Annotated in this window: 14 protein-coding genes and 1 pseudogene; 9 read left to right on the top strand and 6 right to left on the bottom strand. The window is 43.7% G+C overall.

Translation table 11 applies throughout. The features are described 5' to 3' along the window. The first annotated feature begins 124 nt into the window (after positions 1–124). Complete coding sequence (locus MED92_RS12845) at positions 125–1,846, top strand: SulP family inorganic anion transporter (protein ID WP_007021987.1); 1,722 nt, start codon at positions 125–127, stop codon at positions 1,844–1,846. On the opposite strand, the gene MED92_RS12840 is transcribed toward MED92_RS12845, so the two are convergent. Then, the gene (locus tag MED92_RS12840) at positions 1,843–3,654 is read right to left on the bottom strand and encodes a GGDEF domain-containing protein (RefSeq protein WP_007021986.1); all 1,812 of its coding nucleotides are present in this window, start codon (positions 3,652–3,654) and stop codon (positions 1,843–1,845) included. The two genes, MED92_RS12845 and MED92_RS12840, sit on opposite strands and share 4 nt — an antisense overlap. A gap of 110 nt (positions 3,655–3,764) precedes the next feature. Beyond that, the gene (nfo, locus tag MED92_RS12835) at positions 3,765–4,562 is read right to left on the bottom strand and encodes a deoxyribonuclease IV (protein WP_420170119.1); all 798 of its coding nucleotides are present in this window, start codon (positions 4,560–4,562) and stop codon (positions 3,765–3,767) included. Positions 4,563–4,574: 12 nt separating this feature from the next. On the opposite strand from nfo, the gene MED92_RS18660 reads away from it, so the two are divergent. The 5 genes from MED92_RS18660 (at position 4,575) to MED92_RS12815 (ending at position 7,925) form a co-directional block, all read left to right on the top strand. Beyond that, complete coding sequence (locus MED92_RS18660; protein WP_007021984.1) at positions 4,575–6,209, top strand: recombinase family protein; 1,635 nt, start codon at positions 4,575–4,577, stop codon at positions 6,207–6,209. A gap of 307 nt (positions 6,210–6,516) precedes the next feature. Further along, a complete protein-coding gene (locus MED92_RS12825) occupies positions 6,517–6,696 on the top strand; it encodes a hypothetical protein (protein WP_007021983.1) in 180 nt (59 codons plus the stop codon). Then, positions 6,696–6,863 (top strand): hypothetical protein, encoded by a 168-nt coding sequence (locus MED92_RS19015; RefSeq protein WP_007021982.1) that lies wholly within the window; start codon positions 6,696–6,698, stop codon positions 6,861–6,863. The genes MED92_RS12825 and MED92_RS19015 overlap by 1 nt, the downstream gene beginning before the upstream one ends. Continuing rightward, the gene (locus tag MED92_RS12820) at positions 6,850–7,383 is read left to right on the top strand and encodes a hypothetical protein (protein ID WP_007021981.1); all 534 of its coding nucleotides are present in this window, start codon (positions 6,850–6,852) and stop codon (positions 7,381–7,383) included. Before MED92_RS19015 ends, MED92_RS12820 begins: the two co-directional genes overlap by 14 nt. After that, on the top strand, positions 7,383–7,925 hold the full coding sequence (locus tag MED92_RS12815) for a hypothetical protein (protein WP_007021980.1): 543 nt from the start codon (positions 7,383–7,385) through the stop codon (positions 7,923–7,925). The genes MED92_RS12820 and MED92_RS12815 overlap by 1 nt, the downstream gene beginning before the upstream one ends. 409 nt (positions 7,926–8,334) lie before the next feature. Here the strand turns inward: MED92_RS12815 and MED92_RS12810 are convergent, their stop codons facing one another. From MED92_RS12810 to MED92_RS18655, 4 genes and pseudogenes are all read right to left on the bottom strand, one after another. Next, positions 8,335–8,970, bottom strand: coding sequence for a recombinase family protein (locus MED92_RS12810; RefSeq protein WP_007021979.1), 636 nt, complete (start codon positions 8,968–8,970; stop codon positions 8,335–8,337). Positions 8,971–10,213: 1,243 nt separating this feature from the next. Then, a pseudogene (locus MED92_RS19010) lies at positions 10,214–10,345 on the bottom strand (deoxyribonuclease IV); the annotation flags it as partial. Positions 10,346–10,407: 62 nt separating this feature from the next. Next, positions 10,408–10,998, bottom strand: coding sequence for a molybdenum cofactor guanylyltransferase (locus tag MED92_RS12805; RefSeq protein ID WP_007021977.1), 591 nt, complete (start codon positions 10,996–10,998; stop codon positions 10,408–10,410). A gap of 59 nt (positions 10,999–11,057) precedes the next feature. Beyond that, positions 11,058–14,810 (bottom strand): EAL domain-containing protein, encoded by a 3,753-nt coding sequence (locus MED92_RS18655; protein ID WP_007021976.1) that lies wholly within the window; start codon positions 14,808–14,810, stop codon positions 11,058–11,060. 262 nt (positions 14,811–15,072) lie between these two features. On the opposite strand from MED92_RS18655, the gene MED92_RS12795 reads away from it, so the two are divergent. From MED92_RS12795 to MED92_RS12785, 3 genes are all read left to right on the top strand, one after another. Next, positions 15,073–15,732: a response regulator transcription factor gene (locus MED92_RS12795; protein WP_007021975.1), complete on the top strand. Its 660-nt coding sequence runs from the start codon at positions 15,073–15,075 to the stop codon at positions 15,730–15,732. Then, positions 15,716–17,104: an ATP-binding protein gene (locus MED92_RS12790; protein WP_007021974.1), complete on the top strand. Its 1,389-nt coding sequence runs from the start codon at positions 15,716–15,718 to the stop codon at positions 17,102–17,104. Before MED92_RS12795 ends, MED92_RS12790 begins: the two co-directional genes overlap by 17 nt. Before the next feature lie 221 nt (positions 17,105–17,325). Further along, positions 17,326–19,881 (top strand): inverse autotransporter beta domain-containing protein, encoded by a 2,556-nt coding sequence (locus MED92_RS12785; protein ID WP_007021973.1) that lies wholly within the window; start codon positions 17,326–17,328, stop codon positions 19,879–19,881. Positions 19,882–19,899 lie beyond the last annotated feature (18 nt).

The following is a 19,899-nucleotide window of genomic DNA, read 5'->3' as shown; positions in this document are numbered from 1 at the left end:
AGGCCGATTAGAAAAACCAACTATAGCAACGACTGGAATATGCACCAGCGCCTCGTTTATAATTGGTTGATATATTATTATTCTTTAAAAGAATACTTGGTTTTTCAGGAATAACAAAAAGCAGATGCGCCCCCTGGCTGAATACTTCCCACTGCTAGGCTGGCTCAAGGACTACCAGCGAGAAACATTCATCAGTGATCTGATGGCCGGAGTCATTGTAGCCATCCTACTTATCCCGCAAGCAATGGCCTATGCTCTTTTGGCAGGCTTACCCGCGGAGTATGGGTTATACGCCAGTATTGTACCTCTCTATCTTTACTCATTATTAGGTAGCAGCCGCTCCCTTGCAGTAGGCCCGGTTGCTATTGCTTCGTTAATGGTAAGCACAGCAATCAGCCAGGTTGCTGAACAGGGCAGCGCTGATTATCTGAATGCGGCTATTAATCTTTCATTTTTAGTTGGCATTATTTTGCTCGTGCTTCGCAGCCTTAGGCTCGGCTCTGTCGTAAATTTTATTAGTCATTCGGTTTTATCAGGCTTCACCAGCGCTGCCGCCATTGTGATAGCCGTAAGCCAACTCAAACATATTGCAGGCCTTGATACTCCTCGCGCATCGACCTTAGACCAGAACATTGAGAACCTGCTACAGCATAGCCAAGACACGAACTTAACCACTGTTTTACTGGCCGGCTTTGCCTTTTTCACTCTTTGGTACTGTAAGAATAGCCTTTGCTGCCATCTACAAAGAATGGCGATGCCTGATTGGCTGGTTCAACCGATCTGTAAAGCAGGCCCCATGTTTGCCGTACTATTCGGCACCCTGATTGTTTGGCAACTGGATTTAAAAACTCAGGCTGGTGTGACTACCGTCGGAATGATCCCGCAAGGATTGCCTGGGCTTAAAGGTATCCACCTTGATCTGGAGCTTTGGAAACAGCTCTTCACCCCTGCCCTGCTAATCGCGCTGATAGGATTTCTGGAAAGCGTATCTGTTGGTACAGCACTCGCCAGTAAGCGCCAAGAAAGGATTGATCCAAATAAAGAATTGATTGCTCTGGGAGCCGCTAATATTGGCTCCGCATTAAGCGGAACCTACCCTGTCGCAGGCGGATTTGGCCGTTCGATGGTTAACCACAGCGCAGGCGCGCAAAGTACGGTTGCCTCGCTTGTCAGTGCTACACTGGTGGCAATTACCGTGGCTTTTTTCACCCCTCTATTCTATTACCTGCCGAACACAGTATTGGCAGCAATCATTATCATGGCTGTTATTCCGCTGGTGGACCTACAAGCCTTTAAAACCAGCTGGACCTTCAATAAAGCGGATGCTTTGACGCTATCGACAACCTTTCTGATGGTGCTATTTCTCGGTGTAGAACTCGGAATACTAATGGGAATAGCCATATCCATAGCCTTACTTCTGTACCGCTCCAGCCAGCCACATATTGCGGTTGTCGGCAGGGTCGGCGCTAGCGAGCATTTCCGTAACGTTACACGTCACGATGTTGTGACCGATACGAGCACTCTGGCATTGCGTGTTGATGAGAGTCTGTATTTCGCCAATACACGGTTTGTTGAAGAATTCATACTGAAGCACTGTGCGGATAACCCCGAAATCAAGCATGTCGTGCTAATTTGCACAGCAGTGAACTTTATCGATGCCAGCGCACTGGAAACTCTGGAGCAACTGGTAAAAAACCTTAGAGATGATGAAGTTGTTCTGCACTTGTCAGAGGTTAAAGGCCCTGTGATGGACCAGCTTAACAGCACCCGCTTTGTCGAGCAGATGGGTCAGGGGAAGATCTACTTCACAACAGACCAGGCGATGCGTGAACTGGCCGGCATTTAAGCCTGACGCTTATCGTCCGAGCCAGATACCGATAAACCCGTTGTTCTTCTTCTCGATACAAACAACGCGCTATGAGTATGTTTTTTTGCCTCTTTCTTAGCCATCGCAGCGAGCTCTGCAACTTCATGGAAACTACCACAACGGTATGGGTCAGGATGGACAACACCGATAGCAAGGCCCAACAATGGAAAAAATGAACGTACCCCTTTACGGTCTGTGGACCACAACCCCTCATTTTGCAGATCTTTAGGTGAGTAGAACCCTCTGACCTCTTTATCAAACTCGCGCAGAATTCTTTCGCAACTCATTTGCCAGTCAGGGCTTCTAAAGATCACCACAAAGTCATCACCGCCTATATGCCCGATAAAGTTATTCGCATGCGAAGCGTGACAAGTTAAAAGCTCACCCAACAGACGAATAACCTGATCCCCTTTTGAGTAACCATAGCTGTCATTAAATGGCTTAAAGTTATTCAGATCAAAATAGGCAACATAGAAATCGGCAGTCCGTTTTAACAGGGCTTCGAGCTCCTGATTAATAGGGACATTGCCGGGCAACAAAGTCAATGGATTCGCATAGCGGGCATTCTGAATTTTCAATTCGGTTATGCGTTTCAAAAGATCTCTTAGGTTACCCATCCCAAGATAACAGCCGTCCTGAGTAATAATGATATCCTGCTGCAGTGCACTATGTTCCTGCCCGGTAACTAATCGCGACACATCAACCAGGCTCATATCGTTTTCAACCAAAAGGACATCGTCAGATAGAATTCTGGAAGCCGGTTTTTTCTCATAGAGCGCGCGACCATATTGCGTTGAGAACAACTCAAGTAGGTCTGATTTGCGCACAACACCTAAAGGGATCCCATCCTGAACAACGGCTAAAGCACTCATATCTGAGTTTGCCCTGAACAACTCGCTAACCGCCAGTACTGTGTCGTCGGGAGCGACGGCTGGCGCCTGTCGCAATAAGGCCAGAGCCGTTTCGTTTGTTTCCGATTCAGCGATGGATTCTGCAACCTGAATTTCATTGATCGCCAGTGGTGTCCAGGTAGGCTGTGGTTCAGGACTAGGATAACCAAGATAGAAGCCCTGACCGATGGATATGCCTAACTCCATCAGGGTCTGGACCTCTTCCCTTCGCTCAATCCCTTCCGCAATGACTTTACAACCCATTGCACTACTGATGTTGCAGATGGAGCGTACAAATTCCCGCTTCACAGCATCAGTATCGATACGGGAAACGAAATGCCGGTCGATCTTTACATATTCAGGGTTTAACTCTGACCAAAGTTTGAGTCCGGAGTATCCGGTCCCCAGATCGTCAACAGCAACCTGGAATCCCATATTGCGATAATACTGGACGGCACTGTTTGTCAGCCCATGTTGATCAAAAGGGTGCTGCTCGGACAGCTCGATAACAATATCCTGGATCGAGATACCCAGCTCCTGAAGAAGTTCAGACGTAAACCCTTCTGTATGCTCGGGTGTACCTAGCAAGGAAGCGCTGATATTGAGGAATAATTTCCCACCCGGCTTTAACTCTGCAAATTTTTCTATCGCAAACCGACGACAAAGCAATTCGAGCGTATGAAGAAGGTTATTTTCTATCGCTGTTTGAAAGAGCGCGCCAGGCGATGCCATAACACTGCCAGCAGGGCCTCTAATCAGAGCTTCATGCCCTATCACCTCATTTTTTTTCATATCCACAATGGGCTGGAAATGAGGAAAAAGGGATTCTGTTTCCAATATTTCTAACAGCAACTGGCGACGAGTATCGGCACCGACTTCATCAGTTGAAGGCAACATTACAAAACCTAGCGGGTATCATTACTATCCCGGTAGCCTAGCTTTTGTATATTACATTTGAGTGAAAATGTTTATCTAAGCAGCAGGCAAACTACCAAAACCTATAGAGCCTAGGTTTGCTCGGCATTAAAGAAACGAAGCATCTGAATCTCTTCGGCCCATATCGTCTCATCAATGGTTTCCAGTACTAACGGAATCCCACGAAAACGATCATCACGCATAATAAACCTAAAGACTTCTAAACCGATCTCTCCCTGTCCAAGGCTATGATGACGATCCAGATTGGAAGACAAACCACCTTTGGAGTCGTTCAGGTGCATACCTTTTAGATATTTGAATCCGACAATCTCTTCAAAGCTTTGAAAAACTTCTGCACAACTTTCTTGAGTACGAATATCGTAACCCGCTGCAAACATGTGGCAGGTATCGATACACACACCTACCCGGCTTTTATCTTCTACTTGATCAATAATTGCTGCTAATTGCTCAAAGCTAAATCCCAGATTACTACCCTGACCCGCCGTGTTTTCAATGACGGCGATTACAGAATCAGTTTGAGCAATTGCCCAGTTCAGGGAATCTGCGATCCTCGAAATACACTCATCTTCACTAATCTTGCGCAGATGGCTACCCGGATGAAAGTTGAGATAAACCAACCCTAGCTGCTCGCAGCGCTGCATCTCATCGAGAAAAGCATCACGAGATTTCTGCAAAGCTTCCTCTTCAGGATGCCCTAAATTAATCAGGTAGGAATCGTGCGGAAGGATCTGTTCAGGAGTAAACCCCAAGGCCTGGCAATTTTTCTTAAATGAACTGACCGTCTTGTTATCTAACGGTTTGGCTACCCATCTACGCTGATTGTTAATTGTTATGGCAAAGCGTAGAATGTCCCCATTAACAACCGACAGGGGATAGCCAGAATGAAAGCTTATTCATACATCCGATTCAGTAAACAATCACAAGCTCAAGGAGATTCACTCAGGCGACAAACGGAAGCTATCCGCTCTTACTGTACTAAGAATAACCTAACCCTATCTACTCAAACCTTCGAAGACTTAGGTATATCAGCATGGAAGGGAGCTAACGCTGATACTGGTGCTCTGGGTGCTTTCATCAAAGGGTGTGAGAGTGGAGCTATCCAAACCCCCTGCTCATTGCTTGTAGAAAACCTTGATAGGTTATCCAGAGAGCATGTACGTAAAGCATTCGGCCTACTACTACAGCTTCTGGATCTTGATGTAACTATCATCACCTTGATGGATGAGAAGGTTTACTCCCCTGACTGTGATCAAATGGACCTCATGGTTGCTTTGACCTACATGAGCCGAGGGGCTGAAGAATCACAAACTAAGTCAGATAGGGTTAGGAAGGCGAAACAAGCTAAGAGGGAGAAAACCTTAGCAGGGGAAGTTAAGTTCACTGGTAATTGTCCTAAGTGGTTAAAGCTGAATAAAGACACTCAAACCTTTGAAGAGATCCCAGAATTTGTGGAAACCCTTAAACGTATCTACGACATGAGATCAAAAGGCTATGGAATAGTTAAGATCTTGAAGACTCTCAATGAAGAGGGAATCAGAGCATTCGGTTTGAAGATAGTTAAGGATGAGAATGGTGAACCCGTCAAGGATAAGACAGGGAAGGTTAAAAAAGTTCCTTCAAAATGGTCACAGACTACCGTTGTAAATTATCTTAAGTCTAGAGCTGTTATCGGTGAATACCAACTGAAAGAGAGGGGTGTACCTGTCGGTGACCCTATCACTGATTACTTCCCTACTGTGATTGATCCTGAGCTGTTCTATCGAGTTCAAGACACCTTCACCAAAGTAACTAAAGGCAGGACTACAACCTTCAGAAACGCTCTCACAGGCCTCCTAAGCTGTCATGTTTGTGGAGGTCCAATTAAGTTTGATCATGTACCACCAAAGAAAGGAAGGAAACACGCTCCTAATCAATATCTACGCTGTAAGTCTACCTATGAAAGAAAGACTACCTGTTTCAAGGGAATGATTAATTACTCTGGTGTTCTTAGCTCTGTGATAGCTATGACAGCTTACCTGAACTTCAATAAGATCAATTCAGAAGATTATGAAGCCCTTACAGCTAAACTTGCAGAACTGGAAACAAACAGGATAGATACAGAAGCCAAACTTAATAACCTATCTGCTGTTATTCAGGCTGGTGTTACTGCTCCCAACTTTGTTAAAGATGCCAACAGGCTATCTAGTAGTCTAGATGAGATCAAAACAGATATTGATAGCACTAAAGCTAAACTATCTAGCGTTGAACCCTCTGAAGCTATGAAATCGATTGATTCATTAGATCTAGAATCAGAACAGGGAAGGCGTGATTTAAACTTATTTTTAAAGCAGTACATTAAGAAGATTGAAGTTACGAAAAATGATGTTTACGTCACCTTCCTGTCACAGCAAATCCCCGACCCAATACGCGCTCCTTTAGGGGCAAACTATAACAATCCAGAACTTCTGTCTGACTATATTGATAAAACTGATTTAGCTCTGAACATTGAAGATTATTTCGAATTCGATCCAGAGTGAAATTAGTATAAAAACACCTAAAATCTATTAAAAACTTATTGCGAATGATTATTATTTACTTGACAAATCGCAATATCCATTGTACAATATATTATGACCTATTAATTTTAATCTTTATTAATGGGTTGTTCCTATTAAGTCATATTTAGGGATTAACATACCCCCTCTTAGCATTCATCATCAAATATCTTTTATAGATATCCTCAGCTACTGAGGGGGATCTTTTTACACCATTCTATTCAACTTACCTCGTACCTACGGGGTATTTCCGTTTCTATTTTAATCAATCTATTGCGAGGTTATAACCATGACAGATAAACGGACATATCAGAAAGAGTACCAAGCCAAATACGCTATTGGCACAACAGTTAAAGCTGAAGATAAAAAATTCATCTACAAGATAGCTGAACTCTCTAATACAAGTAGCTCTGAGATTATCAGATCAATTATTGAGAAAGGGCTTAAAGAATTAAGAGGTAATCAATAATGGCACGACAGAACTTATACGTACGTATCAAACCTGAATTAAAAACCTTCCTAAAAGAATATGCAGATTCACAAGATATCAGTTCATCTCGATTAATCGAAAACATGATTGAACTTCTTAAAAATGCAATAGATAAAGAGGAGGAAGAAAACAATGGAAAAACCTAGTCGTGAATTTACTTACAAAGGTAATACTTATTCTCTTTCTGCTCCTGTTCCCCGTGTAGGAACACAAATGGTTAACAACAAATGCCAGGAGTTACTTGATAAATACATCAACGGAGTCTCTGAGATATCACAATATGGGAATGAATCCTTTGGTGAAATCGGTTCTACTCAATACGTAAGATTTAAGACTGACAATCCCCATTCACTAATAGAATTTGTTCGATCTCACTCATACCTAGAACCTATCAACGGTGAAGCTATCTTTGCAGGTACAGGACTAATCAATCAGGTCAAATTAATCAAACCTAATGACCTTGTGAAGAAGGAAGTGGAAGCCCTTCAGACAGAAGCAGAGGCTCTTGTACGTGAAGACGTAGAAGGTTTTAAGAAAGCCCTATCAGAGGCTAAGAAAGCCTATGTGGAAGACTATGAAGCTTTCAAAGCATACCAACGTGAACAAGAACGTTTAGCTATTGAAGCAGAAGCAGAAGAAGACGAATTCTTAAGGAGTTTACAGTGATGAATTACAGAGAAAGCATCAAACAGCATTTACAGGAACAAGCAGAACAGTATGAGAGGGATCTTCAGAAACAGATTACAGAAGCTAAACAAGCTGAAACAGAACGTAAGAGAGTATTTAAAGCTAAAGCTGAGAGAGCACGTTCAGAACTTCTTCATAAAGAGAGATTACAAACGCTTCTTTCTGATAACTTATCTTCTTCTAGAACTGACCTTACTTCTGATAACGATATATCTCAGCGCATAGGCCAAGAGGTCATGAAGCGAATTCGTAAGAATAAACATATCACTCCTGACAACAAAGAATCTGAGTTACCTTTAATTATTGAAAGCTCTAAATCTACTGACCTGATTAAGTCAAAAGGCCACTATCAAGAAGTTAAAGTAGTTAGAGCAAATCCATATCAGCAATATAATGATTTAGAATTACTGTCTCAAGATCAATTAAAATCCCTGATTGAAGATCTTAATGGTGATAAAATTATTAACATGAATTCAAAAGCATTCAGAGAAGCTGTGAGAGCCTCCAAGAAAGCCTCTTAATTTAAATTAGATAGATTCATTAGGTTTAATTAAAACCTCTTATAGAGCCTTACAGAAGCTCTCAGAACACCTGTTAATTTCCTATTAAATACTCCTTTATTGATTTAGCTGATCCACCCTTTCTTAGCTATTCAAAATAAAAAATACCTGATCGAGGTTGAAAACTATAACTTATTCAGTATTCATGCACCTTTCAGAGATACTAAACAATACCAGAAACAATTAACATATTAATTAAATCACATGTAATAGCCATAAATAACAATCTCCTTACATTGTGCCAAAAGCCCTCTTAGTAGAACTCGCAACTACTTTGGGGGCTTTTTTATTTGTCTTAAATATTTTCCTATAGGCATAAAAAAAGGCCACCCATATGGCAGCCTATTCACATTAGGGAGGTGTAACGATATTATAATTTAGCTTCCATCTTCCTCATCTTAATCAGCTTGTACCCATAGGCTCTGGAAATATCTGCGACCTTGGCGCTATCTGCCACATTATTTCCAAGATCTATCTGCTGATAAAACTTCTTAACCTTCTTGGCCCCTTCCTCAGTCTGTTGACGACCATTGTACTTGCCAGCATCCTGTGCTCTTTTAATTCCTTGTCTCTGTCTACGAAGCCTATCTTCCTGATCCTTGCGGGCGGTGGTAGCAAGAATATCCATCAACATGCGGTTAACCGCTTTCAGAATATCGCCTGTAAAAGATTGATCATCAGCTTGTAGTGCTGCAAAGCTGGTAGGTAAGTCCAGAGACACAACCAACAGCCCCTTATCCTCAATAGTACGTTTCAAAGTACTCCAATCTTCAGCCGTTAACCTTGTCAGTCTGTCCACTTGCTCAACTAACAGTACATCTCCTTCTCCGGCTGTATTAATCAGCTCAATTAGCTTTGGTCTATCTAGCTTCGTTCCTGAAGCATTCTCAACAAAGTATTCAGCAATTTCGAACCCTTTCTCCTGAGCAAACTTAATTAATACTTCTGCTGCTCTAGTTGCATCTTGTTCTTCTGTAGAAGCTCGTAGATATGCATATACTTTCATGAAAATGTCTCCCTTAAATCTCCTAAGCTATCTATAGTATAATGTGTCTACTTAAGATTGCAATGCAATCTATAAAATACATATTTCTGGTGAATTCTATCTGTACACTAATGGTATACCCATGGTGACAGGTGATTTGGTGTAACCTAAGCTGATACACCTTCCACAAATACTCCTGAAGCTTCTACCAGCCATTGAGCAGTCCACCAGCAATAATATTGAAACTGGATCAAGTAACACTCAGAGAAGCTCAGGAGGTGATACAGGAAGATCTGTGAAGGCTGGTGTCATCTTTTTGATTTTGTATCTAATTTCACAAAGACCGTATGCAAGGGCTAAACACCCAAACACGTAAGAGGGTGATTATCTTTTTTGAACAAGGGAATTATCAGGAATCTGAAAAGGGGGGTGTAAATTTTGGGGGAGATTTGGGAATTTGAAATATGGGGAGATTGTAGTTCGAACTACTTTTAGAGAGGTATTCTGGAGTAACTATACAAGAATTGTACAAACTTGATCACACATAACAGAGGATCACCAAATAACTGTACAATTTATAAGGATTTAAGAAATAACGTTAAAAGAGAATAGATCAGGAGAGAAGAGTAGTAGTGACCCGAAACCGTATTCTTTAAAATATGTTATAGAAGCTTTATAAGATATTTCAAAGGACTCGAATGTTTTATTTGGTTACTATGACTTTACCTACTTGGCTTGAGGAAAGCTGTTATAAAATCTTTAGGAAAGATCTTTGAAATAGAGTAGATCAGAAGAGAACCATAGTAGTGATCCAAAACCGTATTCTTTAAAATACGTTATAAGATATTTAATAAATATTTAATAAGAACTTGAATGTTTTATTTGGTTTCTATGTGTTACTTACTTGGATTGATTAAAGACGTTATAAGTATTTATTAAGTAGTCCTTAATATAGTTTAAGCCTATTTCCGACCCTTGTCAAGCTTTTTTTAGTCTTAGTCCTGAGGCCTCCTGTAAGGCCCTGTAAGAGGTTTTCGCCTTCACCTATACAAACACTAGGGTAAAACACAAAAACTCCTCAGAGAGGCTTACAGGAGCTTACAGAGGCTCTCAGGGGTATTAGAGACCCTAATCGGAGCTGTCAGAGGCCCTCAGAGGCTCTCTAAGGGGTTTTGAGAGGTTTTCATGTCTTAGGGGGTCTTACAGCGGCTTACAGGAGCTTAGGGTGGAATCACCCCCTGCATGTACTGCCTTGCTAAAACAACCAAATACGCTGGTTCTTTGTGAACAAGGCAAACGCATTTGCGCCAATATGGTTCGCATTGATAGGGGCATTTTGCACGCCACCGCTGGCACTTACATGAGCACCTACATAGTATGGTTTTAGATCGGTCATCACTTTTTAGCCTGATTATTAACGGCGCAACCATATCAGCTAAGAAGAATGACCGAAAGTCATTAAGCCGCAGAATCAGTGAGTTGATGTTGATAGTTTAGATTAGGCAGTGACTCTGTTGTCTTAACCTCAAGCACGGGGAGTGTTTGATACCAGTGCCTGACTGCACGTCTTCCCTGAGCCAGAAACCGCTCTAGCTCAGAGTAATATTCCACAGGAATAATGGCATGAAGATATTGGGTACCTTCGGGGCTCTTTAAAACGACAACACTCTGAGGCTCTGATCGGGAAGCATCCAACAATAATTTCAGATGCTCAGTTGATATGTCTGGCGTATCACAGGGCAGCACTAAGAGGTGAGTACAGCAAGCACCAAAATAATGCATAGCCGATTCAATTCCGGCTAGCGGGCCCTTTTCCGGAGCATGCAAATCTGCACAAGTGGGATAACCTAAGTTTGCATAAATCTCTTCATTGCGATTACAACTCAGCACAATATCCTGTGTCAGGGGTTTTAAGCAATCCAGTGTCCAGCACACCAATGGACGCCCTTTGTATTGCTGAAGGCCTTTATCAAGCCCCTCCATTCGCACCGCTTTCCCACCAGCCAAAGCGACTGCAGCGAGCTTGTATTCACTGACAGTTGTTCCCATAGTCTCCACCTTAATACTGATATCGCTGTTATCAGCAGCAAGATATAGACCAACAAACCTTAACCCGGGCTTTGCTCTTGCAAGATTAACATCAGGACATTCAGCAAATCGTGACTATATTTGTGCAGATCAGTCTGATGTTTTTTTATCGCTTTCACATCCCCTTTTAAGGCCGCTTTGCATGCTAACTCACCGCTTACATGGACTTTCTCATGAAGATCATCCAGATTGATAAATGCTTTCGCTTCCCCATACTGCTCTCTACCATGTTTATCCAACCATGAGCCAAAGCGACATTTGCTTACATCAAATTCAGGTAGTTCTAACTCTTCCGGTTCCTCTGCAGCGACAAAGCGGTCAACCTTATGCAACCAGGCTCTATGTTCTATTTCGGCGAACAGTAAAGAGATATCATCGCGACTAATCGGCCCTTGCTCTTGCCACTCTTTTGGCGGATTCCAACTACTGATCCAGTCAGGTATTAATGCTGCCTTCATCGGTTTAGCAATCGCAAAACCTTGAGCAAGATTGCACCCTAATTTGATCAACATTTCCCCATGGGCAATCTCTTCAACACCTTCAGCAATAACGCCACGACGAAACGCTGTCGACATTCCAACAACACCCTCAAGGATTGCCAGGTCATCCGGGTCATCCAGCATATCCCTCACAAACGTACGATCGATTTTTAAATTAGCCGCCGGCAAGCTCTTCAGATAAGTCAAAGAGGAATAACCGGTGCCGAAATCATCTAAAGAGAAGCTAACGCCTAGTTCATTACATCGTTGCATAACTTTGGAGACCAGCTGGATATCCTGCAGGGCGCTACTTTCCAGAACTTCAAGTTCAAGACATTCAGATGCGACGCGCGGGAACTTTTTCAAAAGGGCTTCTAGTCGCTCTACGAAATTGTCTTGCTGTAATTGCAGCCCACCAATATTGACACTGACTGATAGGTCATGACCCTGAAAACTCCAGGCATCCATCTGGCGTAAAGCATCTTCGATTACCCATTCGCCAATCTCAATGGCGACAGGTTTATCCTCAATAACGGGCAGAAACTGCCCCGGCATCAACAATCCATCTTCAGGGTGATTCCAGCGAATCAGCGCCTCTAAGCCGATCACATCTCCACTATGCATATTTACTTTGGGCTGGTAGTAAAGTTCGAACTCCCGTTGACGCAAACCCAGCTCTATTCTTTCTACTGTTTCTCTTTGTCCACGGAGGCTTCGATCATGCTCCATATCAAAGAAGTAATAGCGATTCTTACCTTCCAGCTTGGCCTGATACATCGCCTGATCAGCTTGTCTTAATAATTGATCACCATCAACATCCTCAGCCTGGGGATAAAAAGTCACTCCCAAACTAGCAGATACCTGCAGGACAACATCATCAACAAGCACCGGAACAGAAATCGCGTGCAGAATTCGTCGTAGCAGAGGGATTGAATCCATACTTGAGTTAATATCGAGCATTACCGCAACAAACTCATCCCCGCCCAAACGCGCGATCGTATCCCCTTCCCTTAAAAGGGTTTGGAAACGCTGACCAATCTCGACGAGTAAAACATCACCCACATCGTGACCATACTGATCATTAATCTGTTTAAACCCATCCAGGTCGATATACACCACAGCCAATGTCTGTCCACGGCGTTTTTGCTGGTGCATTGCCTGGCTTAAGCGATCTGCCAGGAGCACACGGTTAGGAAGGTTGGTCAACTTATCATGGTAGGCATTAAACTCGAGAAGCAGTTGCTGCTCTTTCTGAGTAGTGATATCGGTGCATACCCCAATCCAACGATAGGGGCGACGGTTTTCATCCAGTAAAGGTAGGGCATGATCACTCAAATAGAGGTAGTGACCTTTCTTATGCTGGATCCTATATTCATATTTTATTGGCTGGGTAGAAGTCCGATGCCTTTCAACGGCATCGCCTAACAGATCTTTATCTTCTGGATGAATAAGATTGAGCCAGGCAGAAATATCCTGGGAAATACTGCCTTTGGGATAGCCCAAAAGATCATCTATATCGCCGAACCAATGCAGTGAATCGGTCTCTACATCCCATTCATAGATCAGATCATAGGCTGCCTCTCCAGCAATTTTGAAACGCTGTTCGCTTATGCGGAGGGCCTTTTCAATATTTTTTAGCTCTGTAATATCAACAGAAATACCGCATAAAGCGTAGATATCCCCGTCTTCTGAGCGTAGGGGTAATTTAGTTGATTGATAAGTTGTAGTCCCCCCTCCCGGCAGCGTATTCACCTCCTCAACTTTGAGAGTCTGACCATCATCCAGCACCAAACGGTCATTGTGCTGAATATTTTTCGCGGTTGGGTGATCAAAAAACTTATCATCCCCAAACCCCACGATATCTTCCATGGCCGCGCCCCATAGCTCTCGCACCTTGCGATTTGCAAAGAGGTAATGCCCCGCTTTATCTTTCAGATAGATATAGGCATCGACGCTATCCAGTATGGTGCGAAACTTTTTCTCACTGATCTCCAATTGCCGCTGGGCTTCAACAATTTCAGTAATATCTTGTGCGATAACTAGAATCTGGTTATTTCCATCCGCATCCTTGAATGGTTTTTTGATCGATTTAAAATGCCTGACTTCTCCAGAAGCTGTATCAGTACTATCTTCCATAACTACTTCAGGCTCGCCCTTTTCCATTATGGCCAGGACATTTTCACGAAAGAAGTCTGCCATCTCTTGAGGAACGCCAAAGTCAGCATCGTTTTTACCGACCATCTCTTCCGGAGTGGTGTTATATAAACGCGCTACCGTATTGTTACCTAAGAGAAAATTACCTTTGTGATCTTTAAGTACAAGCACATCTGGCATTTCATCAATAACTGTTCTCAGTAAAGTCTCACGCTCATTCAGACTCTTAAGCGATGCTTGCAATTCAGACTGGGCTGTTTCCGCTCTTTCCTGAGCACTGACTGTTCGTTTTAAAGCAATGTTCATCACAAAAAACGATAAAAGAATAGCAAAAGCGCTCAAGGCGTAACCGATCCGCATGGGCCAGACAAAAGCCCCCACTTCAGGTAAAGAACCGGTTGCGATCGCAGCTAATTGCCAACTGCCGACGGGCAGTTGTAACTCAGCAAATACTGCCGCATCTTCAAACAAATCAGCACGACCGAAGAAGGTCTCTCCCTCTTCACCTAAAGCATCCCTGCCTCTGATAGCAACCTCTACTGGCAGATCAGTACCGATGAGCTGGCTGTTAATGTACAGACTTTTCTCATCGATCAGCGCACTGACCAACCCCCAAAACGTGTTTTTACCTTGAGGGTTTTCAATAAAAACGGGCATTCTCGCTATAAATGCCGATCCCCCCTGCACCAAATCAACAGGGCCACTCAATACAATCTGGCCGGTCTTTTTAGCACGCTCTGCGGCAACAAACTGTTCAGGAACCTTCTTCAGGTCCAGCCCCAGAGCAGTCTCATTGCCCTCAAGGGGATAGATCATCTCCAAAACCATCTCTGGGGCAGCAGACACACTCAGAAGCTGGTTGTGTTTATACAAAATAGATTTTGCGGCCTGAGCAAACTCGCGCTGACTTAGCTGAGGCTTAGTCGCAACAGCCGCCACTAACCCTTTAGCGAGCTGCAAATCACTTAGCAGATTGTTTTCTATACGATTTTTTACGGTATAAAGATGATTTTGTAAGGTCGCCCGTGTTTCAGTTTCCAGACGTTTAGCGATCAGGGACTCTACATAGACAGCACCTGCCGCAAGAATGACAAGCAAGAACAGCGACAGGACATTAATGACAGGAAACAACCGTTTCATAAGATTCCTATTCGAGTGGGGCTTAGCAATACAAGTGTAGATTCTGCTCAGATAAAATCGAATATCGCCTTAATCATCCTTTGATTTTTTGAGCAGCCTCACAACAATAACTTTAACTAAGTAAAGGCTCACTGATCCAGATTAATCATATTGTTCTTTAGTGCCTGTTTAAAAATCCTGACGCAATAGCAATAAAGCTTGCATCGTCGTTTCTGAAACATTGTAATTCCACTCTTACTTTTAATAGTTGAAAGATTAAAAAATGCTAATGCATGTTCTACTAGTCGAAGATGACCCCCTTCTCGGCCAGGTCATTGAGATTAAATTACAAGAACGCCAATACCAGGTTGACTGGATTCAGAGCGGCTCGGCAGTACTTAGTACCGTACGTAACTTACATCCAGACATCATTATTCTGGATCTTAACCTTCCCGATATTGACGGTCTGGAGATACTCAAAAGGCTCAGAGCCGAAAATATTTCAACGCCAGTACTGATCCTTACTGCGAGGCATGCCGTGGAAGAGCGTGTCAACGGATTAGACCTGGGCGCTGATGACTATTTAACAAAGCCTTTTGAAATGGATGAGTTAGAAGCGAGACTCAGGGCAGTTCAACGTCGATTACATGGCAGAAGTAAAGAGGAGATTACCTTCGGTGATATCAAGATAGATTCTGCAGCTCGCCAGGTATTCTTTAAGGGAAGTCCAATAGAAGCCAGTCGACGCGAATTCGACCTGTTAGTTCTTCTATTGAATAACACCGGCCGAGTTATGACCCGGGCAAAAATTGAAGCAACGCTGTACGCCGATGATGTAGAAAGCAACGCACTCGAAGTCCACATCCATAACCTTCGTAAGAAACTTGGCAAAGAATTAATCTCTACTGTAAGAGGGGTCGGGTACTATGTTGCCGAACGCTAGAAAATCAATCCAGAAGACCATTCTGTGCTGGACGATCGCCGTGATTATTTTCGGTGGAGCCTTATCACTTCTTAGCGCGGTCTATACAACCAAGCACGAATCAACCGAGGTTTTTGACTCGACCCTGATTCAGGCCATTTCGCTTTTGGACAAATTGCTCCCCCATGAACCAAACGATTATACGGCAGTACTGAATAAATGGGTTGCTGAACAAAGTCAGATACATACGGCAACTTTGACCGATTACCTGAGCAAGAATCTGGATGATGATGAAGAGGAGGAGTCGCTCACTTATTTTAGTGAAGGCTTGGCCATCATCATTCAGGACCAACAGGGCAATCTATTGTTCAGTTCCCTACCCGACCATAGCGTACCGAAGGATTTAACGGTCGGGTTTTCACAGCACGTTTCCAATGATGAAGAATGGCGGGTTTTCTCACTGTTTGATGAACAGCGGCAACTCTGGTTCTCCAGTGCACAAAGTATGCCCTTAAGAAAAATGCTAGAGATGGAGATTAGTACTAGCTTTATCTCCCCTCTGATCATCGCCGGAATCATTCTTACGTTACTGGTGATTCTTATCGTTAAGAAGAGCCTGGTGCCACTCAATATACTTGGCCGTGATTTGCATCTGCGCGATGCAAACGACCTCACCCCTATTCCAGAGCAGGGACTTCCGTTTGAGCTACAAAGCCCGGTATCGTCACTCAACATGCTATTTCAACGGGTAGACACTTACATTGAGCGAGAAAAACGTTTTACCGATAATGCCGCTCATGAACTACGTACACCGTTAGCAGCTTTTAAAGTCAACCTTGATCAGGATGATCCAGGCCGCCAAAGTGTCATCAAGATGGAACGGCTTATCAATCAGCTCTTAGAACTCGCACGGCTAAACCCCAAGAATGAATCGGAACTCAATTCAACCCTATTTTCTCTGAACGACAACATCACCAATGTTATCGCAGAGCTTTATCCGATTGCAGTCAATCGTCAGATGGATATTGAGCTAAAGTCAGAAACTGAAGCACCGCAGAATATGAAAGGAGAGCCCGTGCTGGTTAGCCTTCTGTTACGCAACCTGATTGAAAACGCAATTAAGTACAGTATTGCTGGTGATAATATTGTTGTGACTTTAACTGCAACCGACTCAGGTAATTCCATCCAGATTGTGGATCATGGCAAAGGGCTGTCCGATACCCAGAAAGAGCAGGTGTTTGAGCGTTTCTATCGGGCAGACACCAGTGATAGCTCTGGAGCAGGACTTGGCATGACGATCGTGCAAAACATCCTGGATCTTCATAATGGTTCTATCCGGCTTAGTGACACACCTGGCGGCGGACTGACAGTCTCCCTTCACTTCCCCATATAGTCATTTCTACCATCTGAGGATTCTTAAGACTCTCTTAAGAATCCTCAGTAATACTCTACCCAGCTCCGGATTGATGCGGATTCAGGTGCCCCTGTCCACGCAACTGAAGGATCAGCATAAAGAGTTGGAGACTCTCAATCCGGCAGCTTTGCACTTCTCTTTTCTCAGTATTATTACTGTCAGCTGATCAAGATTATTTCCCAATTTGATTGAGCGCTGAAATGAAGTCCTGCACATTTCCTTTAGCAACACTGTCTGTATTTGCCCTGTCCATAACATTTACAGAACATAGCCTGGCATCCAGCGATAAGTGGGATCCCTGGCTTGAAAGCGGTGTTTCCATTGGCACCGACAATTCCAGCCGAGGCGAAGCAGCATTACTCCTGCCGATATATCAAACTGATAGTGGTCTTTTATTCACTGAACTGCGCGGCAAACTTTTCGACGCTGGAAGCAAAGAGGGTAACCTGGCCCTGGGCTACCGAAAGATGATCAACAATAGGTGGGCCATAGGCATGTGGGTCGGAAGAGACATTCGCACCTCTGAATACGGCAACCGCTTTCATCAGGAGGCCTGGGGCCTGGAAGCTCTGCACCCCAACTGGGATTTTCGCATTAATGCTTATAACGCCCTCTCCTCTGCGCAAGCCTACCCCCAACCCGTAGAAGCTGAGCTTATTGGTAATCAGCTTTTTATAACCAGCGCTGCTGAAGTGCCTTTATCAGGGTATGACTTTGAGCTGGGACACAGGTTTTCAGTTTTATCTGATCAGGATATCTGGCTGTATGCAGGGGCGTTTAGTTTTGATGATGAGCTTGTAAGCACTCCCGTTGAGGGGCCCAAACTGAGAGCTGAATGGCGCTGGAATAATATTCTTAATGATATCCCCGGATCTTCGCTTACCGCCGAAGCCGGATATAGCCACGATAAAGTTCGGGATGACAAGTGGGAAGCGGGCCTTAAGCTCACCATCCCGCTTGGAGGAAAGGCCAAGCGTTCGATCCCCCTTTCGGCTCTGGAAAAAAGACTGCTCTCGGCCGTTGAGCGAGATACAGATATTGTTGCCGCGCCTTCAGGTACCGAGTCTGTAAAAGATAAAGCCACCGAAGTGGCATTAAACTCCGTTGAGTTTACAGATGACGACACCAGCTTCCAGCAAGCGATCACTAACACACAAAACAGCCTGATAATTCTGGATGGTAGTAAAGGCCCTATTACAGGGGGCCAGATCACTGGCGCTCACCAAACCATTTTGGGCGGAAGCGGCTCCGTAGCATTACGGGGCTCACGCTCAGGCGGTTTCGGTTATTACAACGCACCGGGGTCCAGACCACAGATACAACATACCGGTAACACCCCCATTTTTCAGGTTGATAACGGTAACCACTTTATCGCTTTGGACTTAACCGGTGCGGGTAAAGCTTCAGGTTTAACCTTTAACCAAGGCTTTAGCGATCGGAACAATGCCGACCAGACGGCAGGAACGATCATTACCAGCCCGCAAGCTTTAGCCTTCAGCAACCTTTCCATTGCCGATACAGGTGGTGCTGGCATCTATTTAGGCGGAGCGTCGACATTGAAACTTCGCGCTGATCAGATCGCATTCAATCGTATTGGCGGTAACGGCATTGATTTCACTGGCAACGGTGGCTTAAGAAACGTCGACAATATCATCTTTGATAGCTCTTTCAGTAACATCACAATGGACGAAATCACAGGCGCAGGTTTTGATTTCTCAGGAAATTTGAAAGGCTTCAAACGTGGGGACTTAAAGCTCAAGTTTGATGATATCGATTTAGCGAATATAGGAACGACTGGCATTCGCATGAGCGGTTCGCTAGATAATTTTTTCAATGGCTCTGCTTTAGCCTATGTGAGCTTTAAAAATATCACTATCAATAATACGGGCGATCAAGGCATGGACATAGGCATATTAGATGAATTTGATAATGGTAGTTCAGATGCCACTGTAATTTTCGATGGAATTCGTATTAGTAATACCGGTAGCGATGGTATCGATCTCCGTGGCTCATTTGATGAGTTCGATAATGCAACATCAAAGCTCAAACTCTTCATGAATAATATCCAGCTATCCAACATCGGCACTAAAGGCTGGGGGACAGGTATTGATTTTGGTGCTTCCACCGACGAGTTTATTAACAGCAGTCTGGACGCAGAAATAACCCTTTCAAATATCACAATCGATCAGGTAGCAGATTATGGGATCAACTATAACTTGCTGCAGGACTTCTCTAGCAGCAAAGTAAAATACAGCCTAGCTTTAGATAATATCAGCATTAAAAATACAGGCACTGTGAATAACCTGGCAGCGGCCATCGACTTTTCGGGTTCGAGTGATGACTACAGCAATTCCGATGTTGAATACCGCTTAGCTTTAAGCAATGTACAGATTGAGAATGCTCAGGATGCAGGTATAGATTTTGGTTTCTCTTTTGACGATCTCAGCAATAATACCGGCAGTACAACCCTGGTTATGGAGAATATTTCGATCACCGGTGTAACAAATGGACCTGGAATCGATTTTAACGGTTCATTTGATCGCTATACCAATATGGCCAACGGTGTTTATACGACGGACGTTTTGTTACGGGATATCTCTATCAGTAACACATCTCAGGCAGGCATTAGCTTTAACAACGCAGGGGACAGCTCTGACACCATCCGCAATATAACTCTAGAAAATATCAGGCTTAACAATACGGCAACGCCAGCACTAGATCTCACAGGCATGACTGGCTTAAATTTCAGCCAGTAAAATAGAGCTCTATTTTAT

Origin of the sequence: Neptuniibacter caesariensis, from assembly GCF_000153345.1 — a bacterium.
GTDB classification, from domain to species: domain Bacteria; phylum Pseudomonadota; class Gammaproteobacteria; order Pseudomonadales; family Balneatricaceae; genus Neptuniibacter; species Neptuniibacter caesariensis.
Note: the sequence above shows the minus strand (reverse complement) of the source record. Positions and strands in the feature narration are given on the sequence as shown.

Coding starts and splice junctions, on each gene's coding strand:
- MED92_RS12810 (WP_007021979.1), bottom strand. CDS start 8,970: ATGAAAGTATATGCATATCTACGAGCTTCTACAGAAGAACAAGATGCA.
- MED92_RS12840 (WP_007021986.1), bottom strand. CDS start 3,654: ATGTTGCCTTCAACTGATGAAGTCGGTGCCGATACTCGTCGCCAGTTG.
- MED92_RS12845 (WP_007021987.1), top strand. CDS start 125: ATGCGCCCCCTGGCTGAATACTTCCCACTGCTAGGCTGGCTCAAGGAC.
- MED92_RS19015 (WP_007021982.1), top strand. CDS start 6,696: ATGGCACGACAGAACTTATACGTACGTATCAAACCTGAATTAAAAACC.
- MED92_RS12805 (WP_007021977.1), bottom strand. CDS start 10,998: ATGGGAACAACTGTCAGTGAATACAAGCTCGCTGCAGTCGCTTTGGCT.
- MED92_RS12785 (WP_007021973.1), top strand. CDS start 17,326: ATGAAGTCCTGCACATTTCCTTTAGCAACACTGTCTGTATTTGCCCTG.
- MED92_RS12790 (WP_007021974.1), top strand. CDS start 15,716: ATGTTGCCGAACGCTAGAAAATCAATCCAGAAGACCATTCTGTGCTGG.
- MED92_RS12795 (WP_007021975.1), top strand. CDS start 15,073: ATGCTAATGCATGTTCTACTAGTCGAAGATGACCCCCTTCTCGGCCAG.
- MED92_RS18655 (WP_007021976.1), bottom strand. CDS start 14,810: ATGAAACGGTTGTTTCCTGTCATTAATGTCCTGTCGCTGTTCTTGCTT.
- MED92_RS12825 (WP_007021983.1), top strand. CDS start 6,517: ATGACAGATAAACGGACATATCAGAAAGAGTACCAAGCCAAATACGCT.
- MED92_RS12820 (WP_007021981.1), top strand. CDS start 6,850: ATGGAAAAACCTAGTCGTGAATTTACTTACAAAGGTAATACTTATTCT.
- MED92_RS18660 (WP_007021984.1), top strand. CDS start 4,575: ATGAAAGCTTATTCATACATCCGATTCAGTAAACAATCACAAGCTCAA.
- MED92_RS12815 (WP_007021980.1), top strand. CDS start 7,383: ATGAATTACAGAGAAAGCATCAAACAGCATTTACAGGAACAAGCAGAA.